Consider the following 16485-nt stretch of genomic DNA (forward strand, 5'->3'; position numbering starts at 1 on the left):
GCGTTGCCTCCGGCTGCGATCGGTTTTGGCCGAGGACTACGCCTCCGGCCGGTGTCGTAAGCGTGACGGCTAGTTGCGACCATGGCTCGGCCGGCGCACCGCTCTCACCGTTCCGCTGCGCCCGCCGCCGCAGAAGAACCTGTCGCCGCCATCGGATTCGAGGCCGGAGACGCCGGTGCCGGCCGGCATCTCGATCCGCTCCAGCACCGCGCCGGTCTTGGGGTCGATCCGCCTCAACTCGCTTTCGTCGTTCTCCCAGGTGCCGTGCCAGAGCTCGTCATTGCTCCAGGTGACGCCGGTGACAAAGCGGTTGGACTCGATGGTGCGCAGGATCGCCCCCGTCTCCGGATCGATCTGGTGGATCTTGCGGTCGCGATACTGTCCGACCCAGAGCGTCCCTTCCGCCCAGGCGAGCCCGGAATCGCCGCCGCCGGGGGCCGGGATCGTCGCGAGCACGCGGCCGGTCTCCGGGTCGATCTTCTGGATGCGGTCTTCGGCGATCTGGAACAGGTGCCGGCCGTCGAAGGCCGTTCCCGCGTCGGCGGCGACGTCGAGCGAGCGCACCGTCTTGCCGCTCGCCGGATCGAGGGCGTTCAGCTTGTCGCCGGTCGCGAACCAGACATGCCGGCCGTCATAAGTGACCCCATGCACGCCTTCGACGTCCGGAAAGGGGCCGTATTCGTGGATGATCTCGGCTGCTGATCGTTTCATGTCGTTGCTCCTGTCCTCCGGCAATGGCGCCGGCAGTAGCAGGCTAGCCGCCTGGCAAAGGAGCCGGGAGTAACAAGGTTGTCGGGAACCCCGGCACGGGCGGGGTCATCCAGCGGCAGGCCCGGCCGCGCCCGAAGGATTGCACCCGGCCTCCCGAAGCAAGCGAATCGAGCGCGCGTTGCACGGTCCGCGCGCTCGCCCCGAGCGCCAGCGCGAGCGCCGAACTCGACCATGACTCGCCGTCGGCGAGGAGGGCGAGCATCGCCGCGTGCCGCTCCTCGACCGGTGGAGCGAGCACCACGATCCCGGTCGCCCGGCACGGTGCCAGCGCGAACCCGTCCGCGGTGGCGCCGATATCGGCGAGCCCCCTAAGCTCGGCGCGCAACCGTCCGATCTCGACGCGCAGCCTGGCGCGATGCGATTCATCGGCATGCTTCGCTCGGAAGGCGCGCGCGAGGAGCGCAGCTCTCGGTACGTCTGCGGGCCAGGCTTCGGCCAGCGTGCGCGCGAGTGCGAACAGCACCGGTCGCGTCGCGAGCGAGACCGCGGCATTCGCGTCCCGCACGGCATTCCGGCAGGCGTCGATGATGAGCGCGCCCGATTGCGGCAAGGCCTCGACCTCGCCGAGCAGGAGCAGCCGCTCGCCGCCGCGTTCGATCAGCCGCGCCGCCGGCGTGCTCAGCAGCAGAGCGGCGCTTTCGATCTCCGCCTGCAAGGCTGGAATTCCGGCCTGGCGCGCGGCGGTCTCTGCCCGAGCCAGTGCCGCGCGCGCCACCTTGGTCCGCAGCCGCCTTATCGCGATACCGGCGACGACGAGCTCGTGAGCGGCCAGCAGGGCAGGCGGGAAGGGCGTGGGATCGACCTCGGCGAGCGCGCGCTCGGCGTCGTCGAGGCGCCCGATCAGGACGAGGCGCCGCACCTCGAGATGCCGAGCATGGGCGGCATTGAGCCGGTCTCCGCGCCGTTCGAGCGTCGTGCGCGCAGCGTCGAGCGCCTTGGCGGGCCAGCCGAGATCGCGCGAGACCAGGGCGATCTCGGCCTCGGCGACGACGCAGCGCGCGCGAGCCGCAGCCTCCTTGGGGCCGAAGGCACGCGCCGCCCTCTGCAGCAGCGTCTTCGCCCGGGCGAGATCGCCCAGCCGCGCCATCGCGATGCCGCGCAGGGCGAGCGCGGGCGGGTCCTCGCGCAGCGCGACGCGGTTCAGCACACCAAGGAGATCGCCCGCCGCCAGCGCCCGCGCCGCGGCCGTGATCATCGAGTCCATTCAAATCCCGCCAAACTTGTCACTCCCACCGTCTCACGGCCGGCGAGTACCAACAACCGGGACGCCGCATCGCGAGTGAGAGCGGCGACGGACATCAGACGACAGGAGTGAAAGCGATGACGACACATCTCACCGGCTCCCGCGACGAATGGCTCGCAGCGCGGATCGACCTGCTCAAGGCCGAGAAGGAGTTCACGCGCCTCGGTGACAAGCTGGCCCAGCGGCGTCAGCAATTGCCATGGGTCCGCATCGACAAGGAGTTCCGCTTCGAGACCGAGGAGGGCGACGCATCGCTGGCGGACCTGTTCCGCGGGCGCTCGCAGCTCCTCGTCTATCACTTCATGTTCGGCCCCGACTACAAGGCGGGATGCCCGTCCTGCTCGGCGATCGCCGACGGGTTCAATGGCATCATCGTCCATCTGGCGAACCATGACGTTGCGTTTACGGCCGTCTCGCGGGCGCCGCTCGCCAAACTGCTGGAATACAGGACACGCATGGGCTGGAGCTTCCCCTGGGCCTCCGCTGCCGGCAGCGAGTTCAATTTCGATTTCCACGTCTCCTTCACCGAGGAGCAGCAGCGCGACGAGGGCATCGACTACAATTACCGGCGCGAGCCGGTGCGCGGATGGCGGGAGCGGAGCGGCCAGGAGGGCAGCGGCGACAGCGCCGAGGCGAAATTCGCCGCGATGACCGGTACCGATGTGCCCACCTATCAACGCGAACAGCCGGGGATGAGCGCCTTCGTCCAGGAGGATGGCGCCATTTACCACACCTATTCCAGCTATGGCCGCGGCATGGACGCGATCTGGAGCATGTATCCCTGGCTCGACCGCGCGCCGAAGGGACGCAACGAGTCCAGCGGCCCGTGGTGGCGGCGCCATGACGAATACGGCAAGGGCTGAGGTCATGGCGAGCCGTCATGACAGCGGGCGCGCGGCCGGGCTCGGTGCGGCCGACTTGCTGGGCTTCATCGCCGCGCCGACCTTCGCGGCGATGGCACTGCTCACGGCCGTCCTCGACGGTGGCGCAACCGGTGCTCTCTGCGCGCCCATGCCGGGCGCGTCGCCGATGACCGGCATGGCCCTGATGTACGCGCTGATGAGCGGCTTTCACGCAGCGCCCTGGCTCAGGCTGATCGCCGATCGGCGCGGCCGATCCTGATGCGGGCTCGTGGCGGGTCTTGGCCCGCCGCGACGCCGCCAGCCCCGGTATCTTTTTCGACAGGAGGAAAGACATGAGTGGTGCCTTCATCGGCGGATGCGCCTGCGGCGCGATCCGCTACGAGATCTCTGCCGAACCGCTGGCGATGACCGATTGCCAATGCCGTCATTGCCAGCAACGCAGCGGCACGGGGCACGGATCCTACATCACCTTTCCGAGCCGGCAGGCCGTGAAGCTCCGGGGCGAGGCGCGGCATTGGGACATCGCCGCCGACAACGGCAATGTGAAGACGCATGGCTTCTGCCCGAACTGCGGGACACCGGTCCATCTGACCTTCTCGGCGGCGCCGGACCGGTTCGCGATCCACGCCGCCAGCCTCGATGATCCGGGCCGATACAAGCCGCAGGCGGTGGTCTTCACGGCGAGCGGCCATGCTTGGGATCGCATCGATCCGGCCCTGCCGAACTTCGAGGGAATGCCGCCAAGCGAAGACCCGGCCTGAAACGGCGCGCAAGGCTGCGCGCTTCGTGCCGATGCCACCCAATGCGACATATCGAAGAGAGCTCCCATAGGGCGAGAGGAACCATGATCAATTCCCACTATCGCTGGATCATCGTCGCGGCTGGGGGGCTGCTCGGCTGCATGGCGATCGGTGCCATGTTCTCGCTGCCGGTCTTTATCCTCCCCATGTCGCGGGACACCGGCTGGTCCGTCACCGGCATCTCCAGCGCCATGACCCTCGCTTTCCTGGCGATGGCTCTTGCCAGCATGGCCTGGGGCTCCCTGTCAGACCGAATCGGCACCCGTCCGGTTGTGCTGCTCGGATCGGCACTGCTGGCCACGAGCCTGGCGCTGGCGAGCGTGGCGACATCCCTCGTCCAGTTCCAGCTCGTCTTCGGCGTCCTGGTCGGGGCTGCGGCGGCCGCGACCTTCGCGCCGATGATGGCTTGCGTCACGGGCTGGTTCGAAACCCGCCGCGGCCTTGCCGTCTCCCTCGTCTCCGCCGGCATGGGGATGGCGCCGATGACGGTGTCTCCCTTGGCCGCGTGGCTCGTCTCCAGCTACGACTGGCGAACCTCGCTCCAGATCATCGCCGCTCTCGCCGCGGTCGTGATGATCCCAGCCGCGCTCCTGGTCCGTCGCCCGCCGGCGCTGGCACGCGAACAGGCAGCCCACGGGGTGGAGGACGCAGCGCAAACGGCCATGTCCGTCAGCCAGGCGATCAGAACCCCTCAGTTCATCATCCTTCTGCTGACGAATTTCTTTTGCTGCGCAACGCATTCGGGCCCGATCTTCCATACGATCGGTTACGCCGTCAGCTGCGGGATACCGCTGATCGCCGCCGTGTCGATCTACAGCGTGGAAGGGCTTGCTGGCCTGGGCGGCCGTCTCGCCTTCGGCCTCCTCGGAGACCGGTTCGGCGCCAAGCGCGTCCTGGTCCTGGGATTGCTGGTTCAGGCCTTCGTCGCGCTGGCTTATTTCTTCGTGCGGGAGCTCGGCGCGTTCTATGCGGTGGCGGCGCTGTTCGGCTTCATCTATGCCGGGGTGATGCCGCTTTATGCGGTGCTCGCCCGCGAGAATTTCCCGCTACCGATGATGGGCACGATCATTGGCGGAACGGCCATGGCCGGCAGCCTCGGGATGGCGACCGGCCCGCTGGCGGGCGGTCTGATCTATGACAGCTTCGCGAGCTATGGCTGGCTCTATATCGGGGCTTGGGGCATCGGGATCGGCGCCTTCCTGATCGCGCTGACCTTCAGGCCCTTCGCAAAGGCCCGGCCCGACGCGCGGGCGGCGGTCGCCGGCTAGGCGCCGGCCGTCCGTGGCTCGCCTGCCCGGGGCAGGATCGAGTGGCCCGGCACGGATGTCACGGCTGCTGGCGGGTTATCTGCATGATCTGAATGAGGTTTCCGCAGGTATCGTCGAAGACCGCCATCCGGACGTTCCCGGCATCCATGGGTTCCAGGGTGAATTTGACGCCAAGGCCCTTAAGTCGCTCGAACTCGGCGTCGACATCGTCGACCTGGAAGGAGGTCGCAGGAATCCCGTCCGCGACCAGCGCAGCCTTGAAGGGCGCGACCGCTGGGTGACTGCTCGGCTCGAGCAGCAGTTCTGTACCGTCAGGCTGCTCCTTCGACACGACGGTCAGCCAGCGGTGCTCGCCCAGGGGGATATCGTGCTTCACCTGGAAACCGAGCTTGTCGGTATAGAAATCCAGGGCCTTGGCCTGGTCGTCGACAAGGACGCTCGTGACATAGATTCGCATGCGCGTTTCCCTTCTAGAGGAAGCGATTGATCGAGAGCGCTACTGCTGCCCGCAGCGGCTCGAGGTTGATCGAATGAGCCTTGGTTCGACCTTTCCAGGAGGTTTCGATCAGGCCGGCTTGTTCCAGCACGTCCAGATGCTGGGAGATCGTTTGCCGGGAAAGCGGTTGTCCGTTCTCGGCTAGCGACGAGGCGCAAATCTCGAACAGCGACTGGCCGGGCCGCCGGTGCAGGGAGGCCAGGATGCGGCGGCGCTCGGGATGAGCCATTGCCTTGAAAACGAGGTCGATCTGGTCGTCCTGCACGCCTCGAATTATGCAGTCATATTACTGCATGTCAACTCGGCAAGCGTCAGCCTGCGGTCGCGGATGAAGCGGCCATGAACGCGATGGCCGCCTCTCGCAGGGTGAGCGAGCGCAGCCCTCTCAGGCGGTCCAGGGCTGCGACCAGGTCTTGACGTTGGTGAAGCTCTTCATGGCCTCGACGACGCCTTCCTTGTAGCCGAGGCCGGAATCCTTGATGCCGCCGAAGGGCGACATCTCGATGCGGTAGCCGGGTACTTCCCAGATATTGACGGTGCCGACTTCGAGTTCGGCGATGAAGCGGCCGACATAGTCGAGGCGGTTCGTGCAGATGCCGGAGGACAGGCCATAGGCCGTCGAGTTCGAGATGCGGATGACCTCGGCGATGTCATCCGGGCAGCGCACGATGGGGATGACCGGGCCGAAGGTCTCCTCATGCACGAGTTCGCAGTCATAGGGCACGTGGTCGACCACGGTCGGATGGAACAGCGCCCCTTGCGCACGCTCGCCGTGGAGCACCTGCGCGCCCTTGCTCACCGCATCGTCGACGCGGGCCTGGAAGAGCGCGGCCGAGCGCGCGTTGATGACGCAGCCGACATCGGTCGCCGGATCCATCGGATCGCCGCACTTCAGCTTCCTGGCCTTCTCGACTACCAGCTTGGCGAATGCGTCGGCGACGCTCTCGACCACCAGGATGCGCTTCACGGCGGTGCAGCGCTGGCCGGAGTTCTTGGTGGCACCGGTGACGGCGAGCTCGGCAGCCTTGTCGAGGTCGGCGTCCTCCATGACGATCAGTGGATCGTTGCCGCCGAGCTCGAGCACGATGCGCTTGTAGCCGGCGGTCGCGGCGATGTGCTTGCCGACCCTGACCGAGCCGGTGAAGGTCACGAGATCGGCATCCGGATCGGTGATCATTGCATCCCCCATGGTCGAGGGATTGCCAGTGACGACCGAGAGCATCTCGGGCGGCAGGCCGGCCTCGTAGAGCACGTCGGCGAGCGCGAGCGCGGTCAGCGGCGTCAGCTCGGTCGGCTTCAGCACCAGGCGGTTATTGGTCGCGATCGCCGGCGCCAGCTTGTGGCTGACCATGTTGAGCGGGTGGTTGAACGGGGTGATCGCCGAGATCACGCCGAGCAGCGGTTGGCGCGTGGTGAAGATCTTGCGGGCCTTGCCGTTCGGCGAGATGTCGCAGGAGAACATCTCGCCATCGTCCTTGATGGTGAGCTGGGCCGCGAAGGACCAGACGTCGTAGGCGCGGCTCGCCTCGTAGAGCGAATCCTTCCAGCACAGGCCGGCCTCTGCCGTGATCAGCCGGGCGAACTCCTCCTTGCGGTCGCGCAAGAGCTCGGCCGTCTTCTGCAGGATCTGCTGGCGCTCGTAGCGGGTGAGCTTCGGCTTGAACGCCCTGGCTTTGGCGAAGGCCTCGCGGACATGCTCGGCCCGCGCCGCCGGGATCAGGCCGACGACGGCGTCGTCGTAAGGGTTGCGGACCTCGACCATGTCGTCGGTGGTCACGAGCTTGCCGGCGATGCGCATCGCCTCGCGGCGCGGGGGCTGGGTGAAGGGAGCGTTCATCGCGATCTTCCTCAGGCTGCGACGCAGTTCAGCGCGACATCGAAGACGTCGAAATTGCGCAGCTGCCCCTCCGGCCAGTCGACGACCCGGTTGACCAGCATCGGCACGAGCTGCTCGGTCAGTCCGCCATGGGAGCGCAGCGGCTCGGTCAGGCCCGTCAGGTCGTGCCGTGCCGCGCTCGTCCCGAGGACCTTGTGGCGCGTCGAGATCACGACGATGTCGCCGATCCGGTCGGCCGGCAGCTCGAAGCGGGCGCAAGCGGCCGCGCTGTCCAGAACGACTTCGACGCCTTCGACGGACGCGAGCTCGGTCAGGAGCGCTTTGCCGTCCACCTCGCCGGGCAGATAGATCGTGGCAAAGGAGCCCAGCGCGCCGTGATGGGCGACATAGGGGTCGGTGATCGGCAGGATCACGCGCGCCTTGCCGGCGCCGAAACGCTCGTCCATCCAGTCCTGGAGATAGAGCACGTCGGGTTCGCCCGACGGGAGGTGCTTGTCGTTCATGCCGTGGTCGGCGGTGAGCGCCAGCACGCAGCCGAGCGCGTCGAGCTCGCCGATATAGCGGTCCATCATCGCATAGAAGGCGTTGGCGACGTCGCTGTCCGGCCCGGCCTTGTGCTGGATGTAGTCAGTGGTCGAGAGATACATGACGTCCGGCCGGAACGTCTGGACGAGCTTGACGCCGGCCGCGAAGACGAACTCGGACAGATCGGCCGAGTAGACTTCCGGCAGTGGCTTGCCGACGAAGTCCAGCACGTTCTCGATGCCGTTTTCCGCTCTTGTCGCCTTATCGGCCTTCTCGGAGGAGAAGGCGATCGAGCGGCCGCTCTTCGGGTCCAGGCCCTTGCCGAGCAGGGTGCGCAGCTTGTCCTTGGCGGTGATCACCGCGACCTTGGCGCCGCCTTCCTCGAGAGCCTGCATGATCGTTCCGGTGCGCATGAAGCGCACGTCGTTCATCATCACTTCCTCGCCGGCCGCGCGATCGTAGAAATAGTTCCCGGCGATGCCGTGGACCGCCGGCGGGCGGCCGGTGATGATCGAGATATTGTTCGGATTGGTGAAGCTCGGGATGACCGAGCGCGCCAGCCGGTAGGAGCCTGCGCGCAGCAGCCGGTCCATGTTGGGGGCGAGGCCCCTGGCTATCGCGGCCTCGATATAGCCCGGTTCGGAGCCGTCGATGCAGACCGCCACGGTCGGAGCGCTCGGCATGCGATAGCTGCGTCCATTGGCGGTGACGGTGTTGGGAGCGCGGGTGAGCATGGGCGTTCCTTTCGAGAAGCTGGGCAGTGCTTCAGCGAGGTTGAGCGAGATGTATGACGTCCTGGCGGGCCGCGACCGAAGCCGCGGCTCCGGGCGTCAGCGGATCATGGCGCGGACCCGCGACGAGATCAGATCCGCGGCGAGCACCATCGCCAGGATCACCAGGATGCAGGTCGCGGTGTCCTGGTACTTGAAGAGCTTCATCGAGGAGACGAGCTCGAAGCCGATGCCACCGGCGCCCACCATGCCGAGCACGGTCGACTGGCGGACATTGGTCTCGAGCCGGTAGAAGACCGTGCCCAGCCAGGTCGGCAGCACCTGCGGCAGGACGCCGAAGAAGAAGGTCTTGAAGGGACCGACGCCGGCCGAGCGGAACGCTTCCAGCGGGCCCTCGTCGATATCCTCCATCGCCTCGGCGAAGAATTTCCCCAGCATTCCGGCGCCGTGGATCGCGAGCGCCAGGACGCCGGCGAAGGGGCCGAGTCCGATCGCCGCGACGAAGATCAGCGCCAGGATGATCTCGTTGATGCCGCGCATGCAGTTCAGCACCTGACGCGTCGCGTGGTAGATGACCGGGCTCGGGCTGAGGTTGCGCGCCGCGAAGACACAGACCGGCAGCGCGATGACGACGCCGAGCAAGGTTCCCCAGACCGCGACCTGCAGGCTCTCCAGCGCCGGCTTCCAGAGCCGGTCGAGGAATTCGGGATTGGGTGGCATCATGCGGACGAAGAAGTCCCACATGTAGGGAATGCCGTTCCACAGATTGTTGGCGTTGATCTGCGAGCCGATGGCGGCCCACCACAGGAAGGTGACGATCGCCAGCGCGAGGGCGCCGACGCCCCACCAGCCGAAACGGCCTTGGGGCGGGCGCAGGACGAGCTGCAAAGTGCCGAGTGACATGACCGTGCTCCTCGTCGGGTTCAGGCGGTTGCGGTGGCGATCATCGGGGCCAGAACGGGCTGGCTGCCGATGCGGGGCTTCAGCACGCGGCTGATGCCGGGGTCTTCCAGGCCGGGATAGATCTGGTGGACGATCTCGGAGGTGAGCTGGTCCGGCGTATCGTCGAAGACCACCCTGCCGCCGCTCAAGCCCACGATCCGCTCGCCAAACTCGACCGCGTAATCGACCTGGTGAAGGTTGCAGATCACTGCGATACCTTCTTCCTTGCAGATCGCCTTCAGATAGCCGAGCACGACGCGCGAGGTCTTGGGATCGAGGCTGGCGACGGGCTCGTCGCACAGGATGACGGCCGGTTGCTGGGCCAGCGCCCGGGCGATGCCGACGCGCTGCTGCTCGCCGCCCGAAAGCTGGTCGCCGCGCGAGTTCGCCTTGTGCGAGAGCTCGACCCGCGCCAGGCATTCCAGCGCGATGTCGACATCCTGCTTCGGGAAGAGCTGTAGCATCGACAGGAAGGACGACAGCCCGGCCATGCGCCCGACCAGCACGTTCTTGAGGACGGAGAGGCGCTTCACCAGGTTGTGGTGCTGGAAGATCATCGCCACCGGCCGCTTGCCGCGCGCGTTGCGCTTGGCATCGAACACGGCGCCGTCGATCACGGTTCGGCCCGCGTCGGGCTGGGCGAGCCCGTTGATGCAGCGAAGCAGCGTCGATTTGCCGGCGCCGCTCGGCCCGAGCACGATCAGGAATTCTCCTGCCTTGACGCTCAGGTCGATGCCGTGGAGCACCGGCCGGCCCGCATAGGACTTCTTCAGCCCTTCGATCTTGATCATCCCGGATCCTCCGCCGGTCGCGCTGGGCGCGACTACTTCATCTTTGCCAGATCGAGATGCAGCACCTTCGCCGTCTCCCGGATGATGTCGTAGGCTTGGTCGTTGGTCTCGACGAAGCGGTTGAGCTTGCCCTGATCCGCCCAGGTGATGTCCCTGATGTTCAGGAAGGCGGTCTTGATCTGCTTCTTCAGGTCGTCGGGCAGGTTCTTGCGCCAGCAGGTCGGTGATTCCGGGATCGGGTCGGAACGCCAGACGACCTGGATATCCGCCGGATCGACGAGCTTCTTCTGCACCGCTGCATCGAGGATGCGATCGGCGATCGTCGCCGCGTCGACGCGCTTGTTCGCGACGGCCAGCGCGTTCGCATCATGCGAGCCGGTGAACAGCACGCGGCCGAAATCCTTCTCCGGATCGAAGCCCAGCCGCATCAGCCCGGCCTTGGGGAAGAGATGGCCCGAGGTCGAGGACGGGTCGACAAAGGCGAAGGTGCGGCCCTTCAGGTCCTTCACCTCCTTGATGCCGCTGTCTTTCCGCGTGATGATCTGGCTGTGATAGTAGGTCCGGCCCGATTTCGCCGTCTCGGCCGTCGCGAAGGCCTCGATCGGTGCCACCGTCGTGCCGAGCACATAGGAGAAGGGGCCGAGATAGGCGACCTCGACATGGCCCGAGCGCATCGCCTCGATCACGCCGTTATAGTCGGAGGCGACGAAGCCCTGGACCTTGATCCCGAGGTTCTTCTCCAGCGCGTCGAGCAGTTGCTGGCTCGACTCCAGCATGGCCCGCGAATCCTCCGAGGGGATCAGCCCGACCCGGATCAGCTTGGTCTGGGCCCGGACCAGGTTCGGCATCGCCAGCATGGCTCCGCCTGCGATCGAGCCTGCAATCATCTTCCGACGCGATATGGTCATGTCATCCTCCCAAGATGATCCGGTGGTCTTTGACCTTGCCGGTGAACCAGTGCGGGCGTCGCAGCCCTGTTGTGAGAACGTCAGGCAGCTTTGGCGGCCTGCCTCCCGATGAAGTTGCGTCCGCGCTCTCCTTCGAGAGCCTTCTCGACCAGGCGATCCCATTCGCCGGGCGAGACGCCATAGGCCGAAGGGTCGGTATCCACGCCCAGATCCTGCAGGAACGCGGTCAGCCGTTCGGCGCCGGCATGGAGATCGCTGCCGAAGATCCGGCGCAGCGCCGCGTCGCATTGCGATTGGGCGCCCATCGCCCAGCCCATCACGATCGGCAGCGAGAACGAGCAGGCGATGCCGTGGACGGTGCCGGTCTTCAGGGTGATGTCATAGGAGATGTTGTGGGCCAGCGCCGTCTTGGTGTTCGAGAAGGCCAGCCCCGCGAGCAGGCTGGCGCGCGCCTGGCGAGCCCGTAGCTCGACATCGTCGAGCCGGTCGAGCAGCCTTGGCAAGGTCTCGATGATCTCGCGCGCGGCTTCGACCGCGTAGTTGGCCGAAACCGGGTTGCCGTTGACGTTCCAGATGCTCTCCAGCGCATGGGACAGCGCATCGAGCCCCGTCGCCAAGGTGAGGCCGCGCGGCGCTCCGACCGTCAGGGCCGGATCGAGCACCGCCGTTTCGGGGTAGAGCCCGGGATGGGCGAGCGAGTATTTGCTGCCATTGGCCGAATCCCAGACCGTCGCCCAGGAGGTGACCTCGCTGCCCGTGCCCGCCGTCGTCGGCACCGCGATGATCGGAACGATGGCGTTGGCGGCGAGGGGTGTTTTCTCGACGAGATGGCGGCGCACGGTCTCGAAATCGCCACCGCTCGCCGCGAGCACCTTGGCCGCGTCGATCATCGAGCCGCCGCCCAGCGCGACGATGACCTCGGCCCGCTGCGCCGCTGCCCCGAACAGGCGGCAGGATGTGACCAGGTCGGCGCAATCGGGGTTGGTCTCGATATTGGTGATGGTCGCGACCGGCTCGCCGGCCGTCCTGGCCAGGCGCGCCGAGAGTTCCCTGAAGATCGGCTGGTCATAGGTGACGAGCGCCCAGCGCCGATTGCCGATCAGGCCCGCGACCTCGTCGAACAGGCCGGCGCCGAAGCGAATCCTGACGGGATTCCAATAGGCCCAGTGCATGCGCTCCACCCTTGTTGCTTTATGTCTGCGCTTTTGACTGCGCTGTTGGGAGGATGCTCACAGAGGATGAAACCGGAAACAAATTGATTTTTCAGCGCGGATAGATAGAAATTCGCTATGCGTTATACGCGGCTTCGATCGTTCCATGCGGTGGCCAGCGCGGGCGGCTTCAATGCGGCTGCCGCGATGTTCAACATCAGCCAGCCGACCCTGACCGCGCAGGTCGGCGCGCTCGAAGGCGAGTACGGGGTCGAGCTCTTCGTCCGGAAGGGGCGCCGCCGCGAGCTCAGCGACGCCGGGCGGCAATTGCTGGCGATCACCACGCGCCTGTTCGCGGAGGAGGGCGAGGCGCTGGCCTTTCTCGAGCAATCGCGCGAGTTCAAGACCGGCAAGCTGTCGATCAGCGCCGTCGGTCCCTTCCACGTGACCGAGATGCTCGCCGCCTTCAACCGCGCCTATCCCGGCATCGAGCTCGCGGTGAAGCTCGGCAACTCGACCGAGGTGCTGGACGATCTGTTCGACTACAAATGCGACGTCGCCGTCCTCGCCTATATCGACGAGGACGACCGGCTGCTCACCATCCCCTATCGCCGCCATCCGGTCGCGGTGTTCGTGCGCAAGGACCACCGTTTCGCACGGCGCAAGAGCGTCGAGATCGCGGAGCTGGACGGCGAACCGGTGATCATCCGCGAACATGGCTCGACGACGCGCCGCGCGTTCGAGCAGGCGCTGGCTGCGGCCAAGGCCAGGCCGCGCACCGTCATGGAGATCGGCAGCCGCGAAGCGATCCGCGAGGCGGTGATCCGCGGGCTCGGCATCAGCTATGTCTCGGTGGCGGAATTCGTGCCGGACCCGGACCTGCGCCTGATACCGATCTCGGACGCCGAGATCTACACCTATGCCCATGTCGTCGTGCTGAGGAAGCGCGAGGCGAGCCGGGTGGTCCGGGCTTTCCTGGACGTCGTCCGCCAGACGAAGGAGATGTGAGGCTCGAGGCGACGCTGCCGGCAGAGCGCCAGCGCGACCGCGGCAGGCTCGCAAGCGGGGGTGTGCCGATGCCTGCAGGCATAACCTGTGTGAATAAGGTGCCGCCGATTTTGACTTTGACAGATTAAGTTCTGCGCGCCCACGCTGCGATAAGTCACTGAAACAAAAACAGGTGGGAACGATGCCGTCAGTCTCTCGCGCGCTCGCGCTCGGGCTCCTTGCCGCTGTGGCGATGCCGCTTTCGCTCAAGGCGCAGGAGAGCGTCCTGCAGATCAGCGCCGGCAGCGCCGATATTTCGACGCTCGATGCGCATCGCGCCAGCGCGACCAACGACAAGGCGCTGGTCGGCTGGATCTATAACGGGCTCGTGCGTTTCAAGCCGGGCAGCGCCGATCCGAAGGATATCGAGCCGGATCTGGCGGAAAGCTGGGAAACCTCGCCGGACGGCAAGGTCTGGACCTTCCATTTGCGCAAGGGCGTGAAGTTCCACGGCACATGGGGCGAGTTTTCCGCCGATGACGTGGTCTATTCGCTGACCCGCTCGGCCGATCCGAAGCGCTCGACCTTCTCCTCGGACTTCGCCGGCATCGACAAGCTCGAGAAGGTCGACGACTACACCGTCCGCGTCTCGCTGAAATACCCGGATGCGAATTTCCTCGGTCGCGTCACGAATTACCATGGCGGCAACATCGTCAGCAAAAAGGCGGCCGAGGAGCTGGGCGACAGGTTCGGCTCCAACCCGGTCGGGACCGGACCTTTTGCCTTCGTCGAGCATGTCACGCAGCAATATGTGAAGCTCGCGGCGCATCAGGGCTATTTCCGCGGCAAGCCGAAGATCGACACGGTGATGTCGCGGATGATCCCCTCGGACAGCGCGCGCGAGCTGGCCTTCACCTCGGGCGAGCTCGACGTGATGTATGGCAAGCGCGAGCAGCGCTGGGTCGACGCGGCCCGCAAGCGACGGGGCTTCAATATCGACATCTTCCAGCCCGGCGAGTTCCGCATCCTGCACATCAACCGCAGCATTCCGCCGCTCGACGACATCCGTGTCCGCCGCGCGATCGCGGCCGCGGTCAATGTCGACGACCTCGTGCGCTATGTCGGCAAGGATGTCGGCCCCAAGGGCTGCTCGGTGGTGCCGTCCGGCTATCTCGGCGAGGACTGCACGGTCGGCAGCTATCAGTTCGACCTCGCCAGCGCCAAGGCGCTGCTGACCGAGGCGGGCCATCCCAACGGCATCAGCATCAAGGCGACCGTCTCCAACATCTCCGCCCAGCAACCCTTCATGGAGATCATCCAGGCCCAGCTCGCCAAGGCCGGGATCAAGCTGGAGATGTCGGTGGTCGACCACCCGACCTACCAGAGCCAGATCCGCAAGGATGTCAGCGGCCTCGTCTTCTACGGCGCGGCGCGCTTCCCGATCGCCGACACCTATCTGAGCGAGTTCTTCCATTCCAACGCGATCGTCGGAAAGCCCACCGCCGCGACGAATTTCTCGCATTGCGACGTTGCCGATGCCGAGATCGAAGGCGCGCGGCGCGAGCCCGACGCCGCCAGGCAGAAGGCGCTGTGGAAGGAGGCCCAGCGCAAGATCTTCGAGGATGTCTGCGCGCTCCCGCTCTTCGATCTGCGCCAGGTCTGGGTCCATAGCGACCGGGTCGATTATGGCTACGACCTCAAGGGCGCGATGAACCTCGCCCCGCCGATCACCGAGGCGACCACGGTCAAGCCGCGCTGAGGCGAGGAGAGGGGAGCAAGCGATGCTGGCGGTCAGGCAGCTTGCCGATTACGTCGCATCGGCACGGGAGCAGCCGCTTTCGGCCGAGGCACGCGAGGCGGCGCTGCGCTGCATCCTCGACCTTCTCGCGGCGACCGCCGTCGGCGTCGGCGCGCCCGGCGTTGCGGCGGTCCGGCAGGTGGCGAGGGCAGCCTATAGTGCGGGCGGGTTCCCGCTCTGGTTCACTGGCGAGAACGGCAGCCTGATCGGCTCCATCTGGGCCAATTCCGCCGCTGCGGCAGCGCTCGATCTCGACGACGGCAACCGGCTCGCCCGCGGCCATCCCGGCGCCGCGATCATTCCCGCCGCCTTCGCGGTGGCGCAGGAGCGGGGCGCCACGCTCGACCAGCTCCTGAGCGCGATCGCCATCGGCTATGAGGTCGGCGTCGCCGTCGGCGCGGCGCGGCGCTTCTACGCCAATAGCGGGATGTGGACCTGCTACGGCGTCGTCGCTGCGGCCGGTGCGCTGCGCCGCCTGCCGCCGGCGCAGCTGGCGCATGCCTTCGCCATCGCCGGGATGAGCGCGCCGAACCAGCTCCATGCCGGCGGCGGACCGGCGCAGCTCTTCCCGATCGGCAGCGACGTCAAGGAGGGCATTCCCTGGTCGACTGTCACGGCGCTGCAGGCGGTGTCCCTGGCGGAAGCCGGGCATACCGGCCCCGAGAACCTGCTCGACTCGGAGGCGCATTTCGCCGTCGCGGACATGCTGGCGGGGCTGGGCCAACGGCTGCATATCGGCCGGAGCTATTTCAAGTTCTATTCCTGCTGCCGCCACATCCATCCGCCGGTCGATGCCCTGCGCGGGCTGATCGCGCGCCATCACCTGGACGCGGCGCGGGTCGAGGCGATCGAGGTGCACAGCTATAGCGGCGCGCTGCGGCTCGCCAATCCGCCCGAGCCGGCCAATTTCGTCGATGTCCAGTTCAGCATTCCCTATTGCCTCGGCCTCGTCGCGCTGCATGGACCGGAGACGCTCCTGCCGCTGACGCCGGATGCCTTCGGGTGCGCCGACGTCGTCGCTTTAGCCCGCAAGGTCAGCCTGCATCTCGATCCGGCGCTGGACCGGCGCTTCCCGGCCGAGACCCTGGCGCGGCTCGTGGTGACGCATGCCGGCGAGCGCCATGAATCGCCGGCGACCGCGCCGCATGGCGAGGCGAGCGCGCCTGCCTCCTGGCAGGAGCTGGAGGAGAAGCTCGTGGTCGCGAGCCGCTTTGTCGCCACGCCGGATCAGCAGCGGAACATCCTCGCTGCCGTTTCGAAGCTCAGAGCGGGCGACATGGCCCCGTTGAAACATGCACTGGCGACGCTCGCGCTCGGCCGGCATGCAAAGGCCGCCTGAGCCTGCCAGACTTCGTCCGGCGCCGAGGCGGCGCG

17 protein-coding genes are annotated in these 16485 nt (G+C 66.7%); 7 read left to right on the forward strand and 10 right to left on the reverse strand.

The features are described 5' to 3' along the window. Positions 1–69 precede the first annotated feature (69 nt). Positions 70–711 (reverse strand): Vgb family protein, encoded by a 642-nt coding sequence (locus tag ACTIF2_RS18220; protein WP_439498513.1) that lies wholly within the window; start codon positions 709–711, stop codon positions 70–72. Between the two features lie 43 nt (positions 712–754). Next, a complete protein-coding gene (locus tag ACTIF2_RS18225) occupies positions 755–1975 on the reverse strand; it encodes a helix-turn-helix domain-containing protein (protein ID WP_439498514.1) in 1221 nt (406 codons plus the stop codon). A gap of 116 nt (positions 1976–2091) precedes the next feature. Here ACTIF2_RS18225 and ACTIF2_RS18230 point away from each other — a divergent pair, with 116 nt between their 5' ends. From ACTIF2_RS18230 to ACTIF2_RS18245, 4 genes are all read left to right on the forward strand, one after another. Beyond that, positions 2092–2877, forward strand: coding sequence for a DUF899 domain-containing protein (locus ACTIF2_RS18230; protein ID WP_439498515.1), 786 nt, complete (start codon positions 2092–2094; stop codon positions 2875–2877). Positions 2878–2881: 4 nt separating this feature from the next. Beyond that, complete coding sequence (locus ACTIF2_RS18235; RefSeq protein ID WP_439498516.1) at positions 2882–3136, forward strand: hypothetical protein; 255 nt, start codon at positions 2882–2884, stop codon at positions 3134–3136. 73 nt (positions 3137–3209) lie between these two features. Then, the gene (locus tag ACTIF2_RS18240) at positions 3210–3638 is read left to right on the forward strand and encodes a GFA family protein (protein ID WP_439498567.1); all 429 of its coding nucleotides are present in this window, start codon (positions 3210–3212) and stop codon (positions 3636–3638) included. Positions 3639–3721: 83 nt separating this feature from the next. Continuing rightward, positions 3722–4945 (forward strand): MFS transporter, encoded by a 1224-nt coding sequence (locus ACTIF2_RS18245; RefSeq protein WP_439498517.1) that lies wholly within the window; start codon positions 3722–3724, stop codon positions 4943–4945. 58 nt (positions 4946–5003) lie between these two features. Here ACTIF2_RS18245 and ACTIF2_RS18250 read toward each other — a convergent pair whose 3' ends face one another. The 8 genes from ACTIF2_RS18250 to psrA form a co-directional block, all read right to left on the reverse strand. After that, on the reverse strand, positions 5004–5402 hold the full coding sequence (locus ACTIF2_RS18250; protein ID WP_439498518.1) for a VOC family protein: 399 nt from the start codon (positions 5400–5402) through the stop codon (positions 5004–5006). Between the two features lie 13 nt (positions 5403–5415). Further along, positions 5416–5706, reverse strand: a complete 291-nt coding sequence (locus tag ACTIF2_RS18255) for an ArsR/SmtB family transcription factor (protein ID WP_439498519.1) — start codon at positions 5704–5706, stop codon at positions 5416–5418. A 120-nt stretch (positions 5707–5826) separates the two neighbouring features. Next, positions 5827–7278, reverse strand: a complete 1452-nt coding sequence (gene phnY / locus ACTIF2_RS18260; RefSeq protein ID WP_439498520.1) for a phosphonoacetaldehyde dehydrogenase — start codon at positions 7276–7278, stop codon at positions 5827–5829. Positions 7279–7289: 11 nt separating this feature from the next. Continuing rightward, positions 7290–8537 carry a phosphonoacetate hydrolase gene (gene phnA, locus ACTIF2_RS18265; RefSeq protein WP_439498521.1) on the reverse strand — a complete coding sequence of 416 codons (1248 nt, stop codon included), beginning with the start codon at positions 8535–8537 and terminating at the stop codon, positions 7290–7292. Positions 8538–8633: 96 nt separating this feature from the next. Next, entirely contained in the window at positions 8634–9437 is an 804-nt protein-coding gene (phnE, locus tag ACTIF2_RS18270) for a phosphonate ABC transporter, permease protein PhnE (protein ID WP_439498522.1), read from the reverse strand. 20 nt (positions 9438–9457) lie between these two features. Continuing rightward, positions 9458–10267: a phosphonate ABC transporter ATP-binding protein gene (gene phnC, locus ACTIF2_RS18275; protein ID WP_439498523.1), complete on the reverse strand. Its 810-nt coding sequence runs from the start codon at positions 10265–10267 to the stop codon at positions 9458–9460. A gap of 32 nt (positions 10268–10299) precedes the next feature. Then, positions 10300–11175, reverse strand: a complete 876-nt coding sequence (phnD, locus tag ACTIF2_RS18280) for a phosphonate ABC transporter substrate-binding protein (RefSeq protein WP_439498524.1) — start codon at positions 11173–11175, stop codon at positions 10300–10302. Between the two features lie 80 nt (positions 11176–11255). Then, complete coding sequence (psrA, locus tag ACTIF2_RS18285; protein WP_439498525.1) at positions 11256–12347, reverse strand: iron-containing alcohol dehydrogenase PsrA; 1092 nt, start codon at positions 12345–12347, stop codon at positions 11256–11258. Between the two features lie 117 nt (positions 12348–12464). On the opposite strand from psrA, the gene ACTIF2_RS18290 reads away from it, so the two are divergent. From ACTIF2_RS18290 to ACTIF2_RS18300, 3 genes are all read left to right on the forward strand, one after another. Further along, complete coding sequence (locus tag ACTIF2_RS18290) at positions 12465–13334, forward strand: LysR substrate-binding domain-containing protein (protein WP_439498526.1); 870 nt, start codon at positions 12465–12467, stop codon at positions 13332–13334. Between the two features lie 181 nt (positions 13335–13515). Next, on the forward strand, positions 13516–15072 hold the full coding sequence (locus ACTIF2_RS18295; RefSeq protein ID WP_439498527.1) for an ABC transporter substrate-binding protein: 1557 nt from the start codon (positions 13516–13518) through the stop codon (positions 15070–15072). 22 nt (positions 15073–15094) lie between these two features. Further along, positions 15095–16450 (forward strand): MmgE/PrpD family protein, encoded by a 1356-nt coding sequence (locus ACTIF2_RS18300; RefSeq protein ID WP_439498528.1) that lies wholly within the window; start codon positions 15095–15097, stop codon positions 16448–16450. The last annotated feature ends 35 nt before the right edge of the window (positions 16451–16485 follow it).

The organism is Allobosea sp. (assembly GCF_051860145.1).
Taxonomy (GTDB): domain Bacteria; phylum Pseudomonadota; class Alphaproteobacteria; order Rhizobiales; family Beijerinckiaceae; genus Allobosea.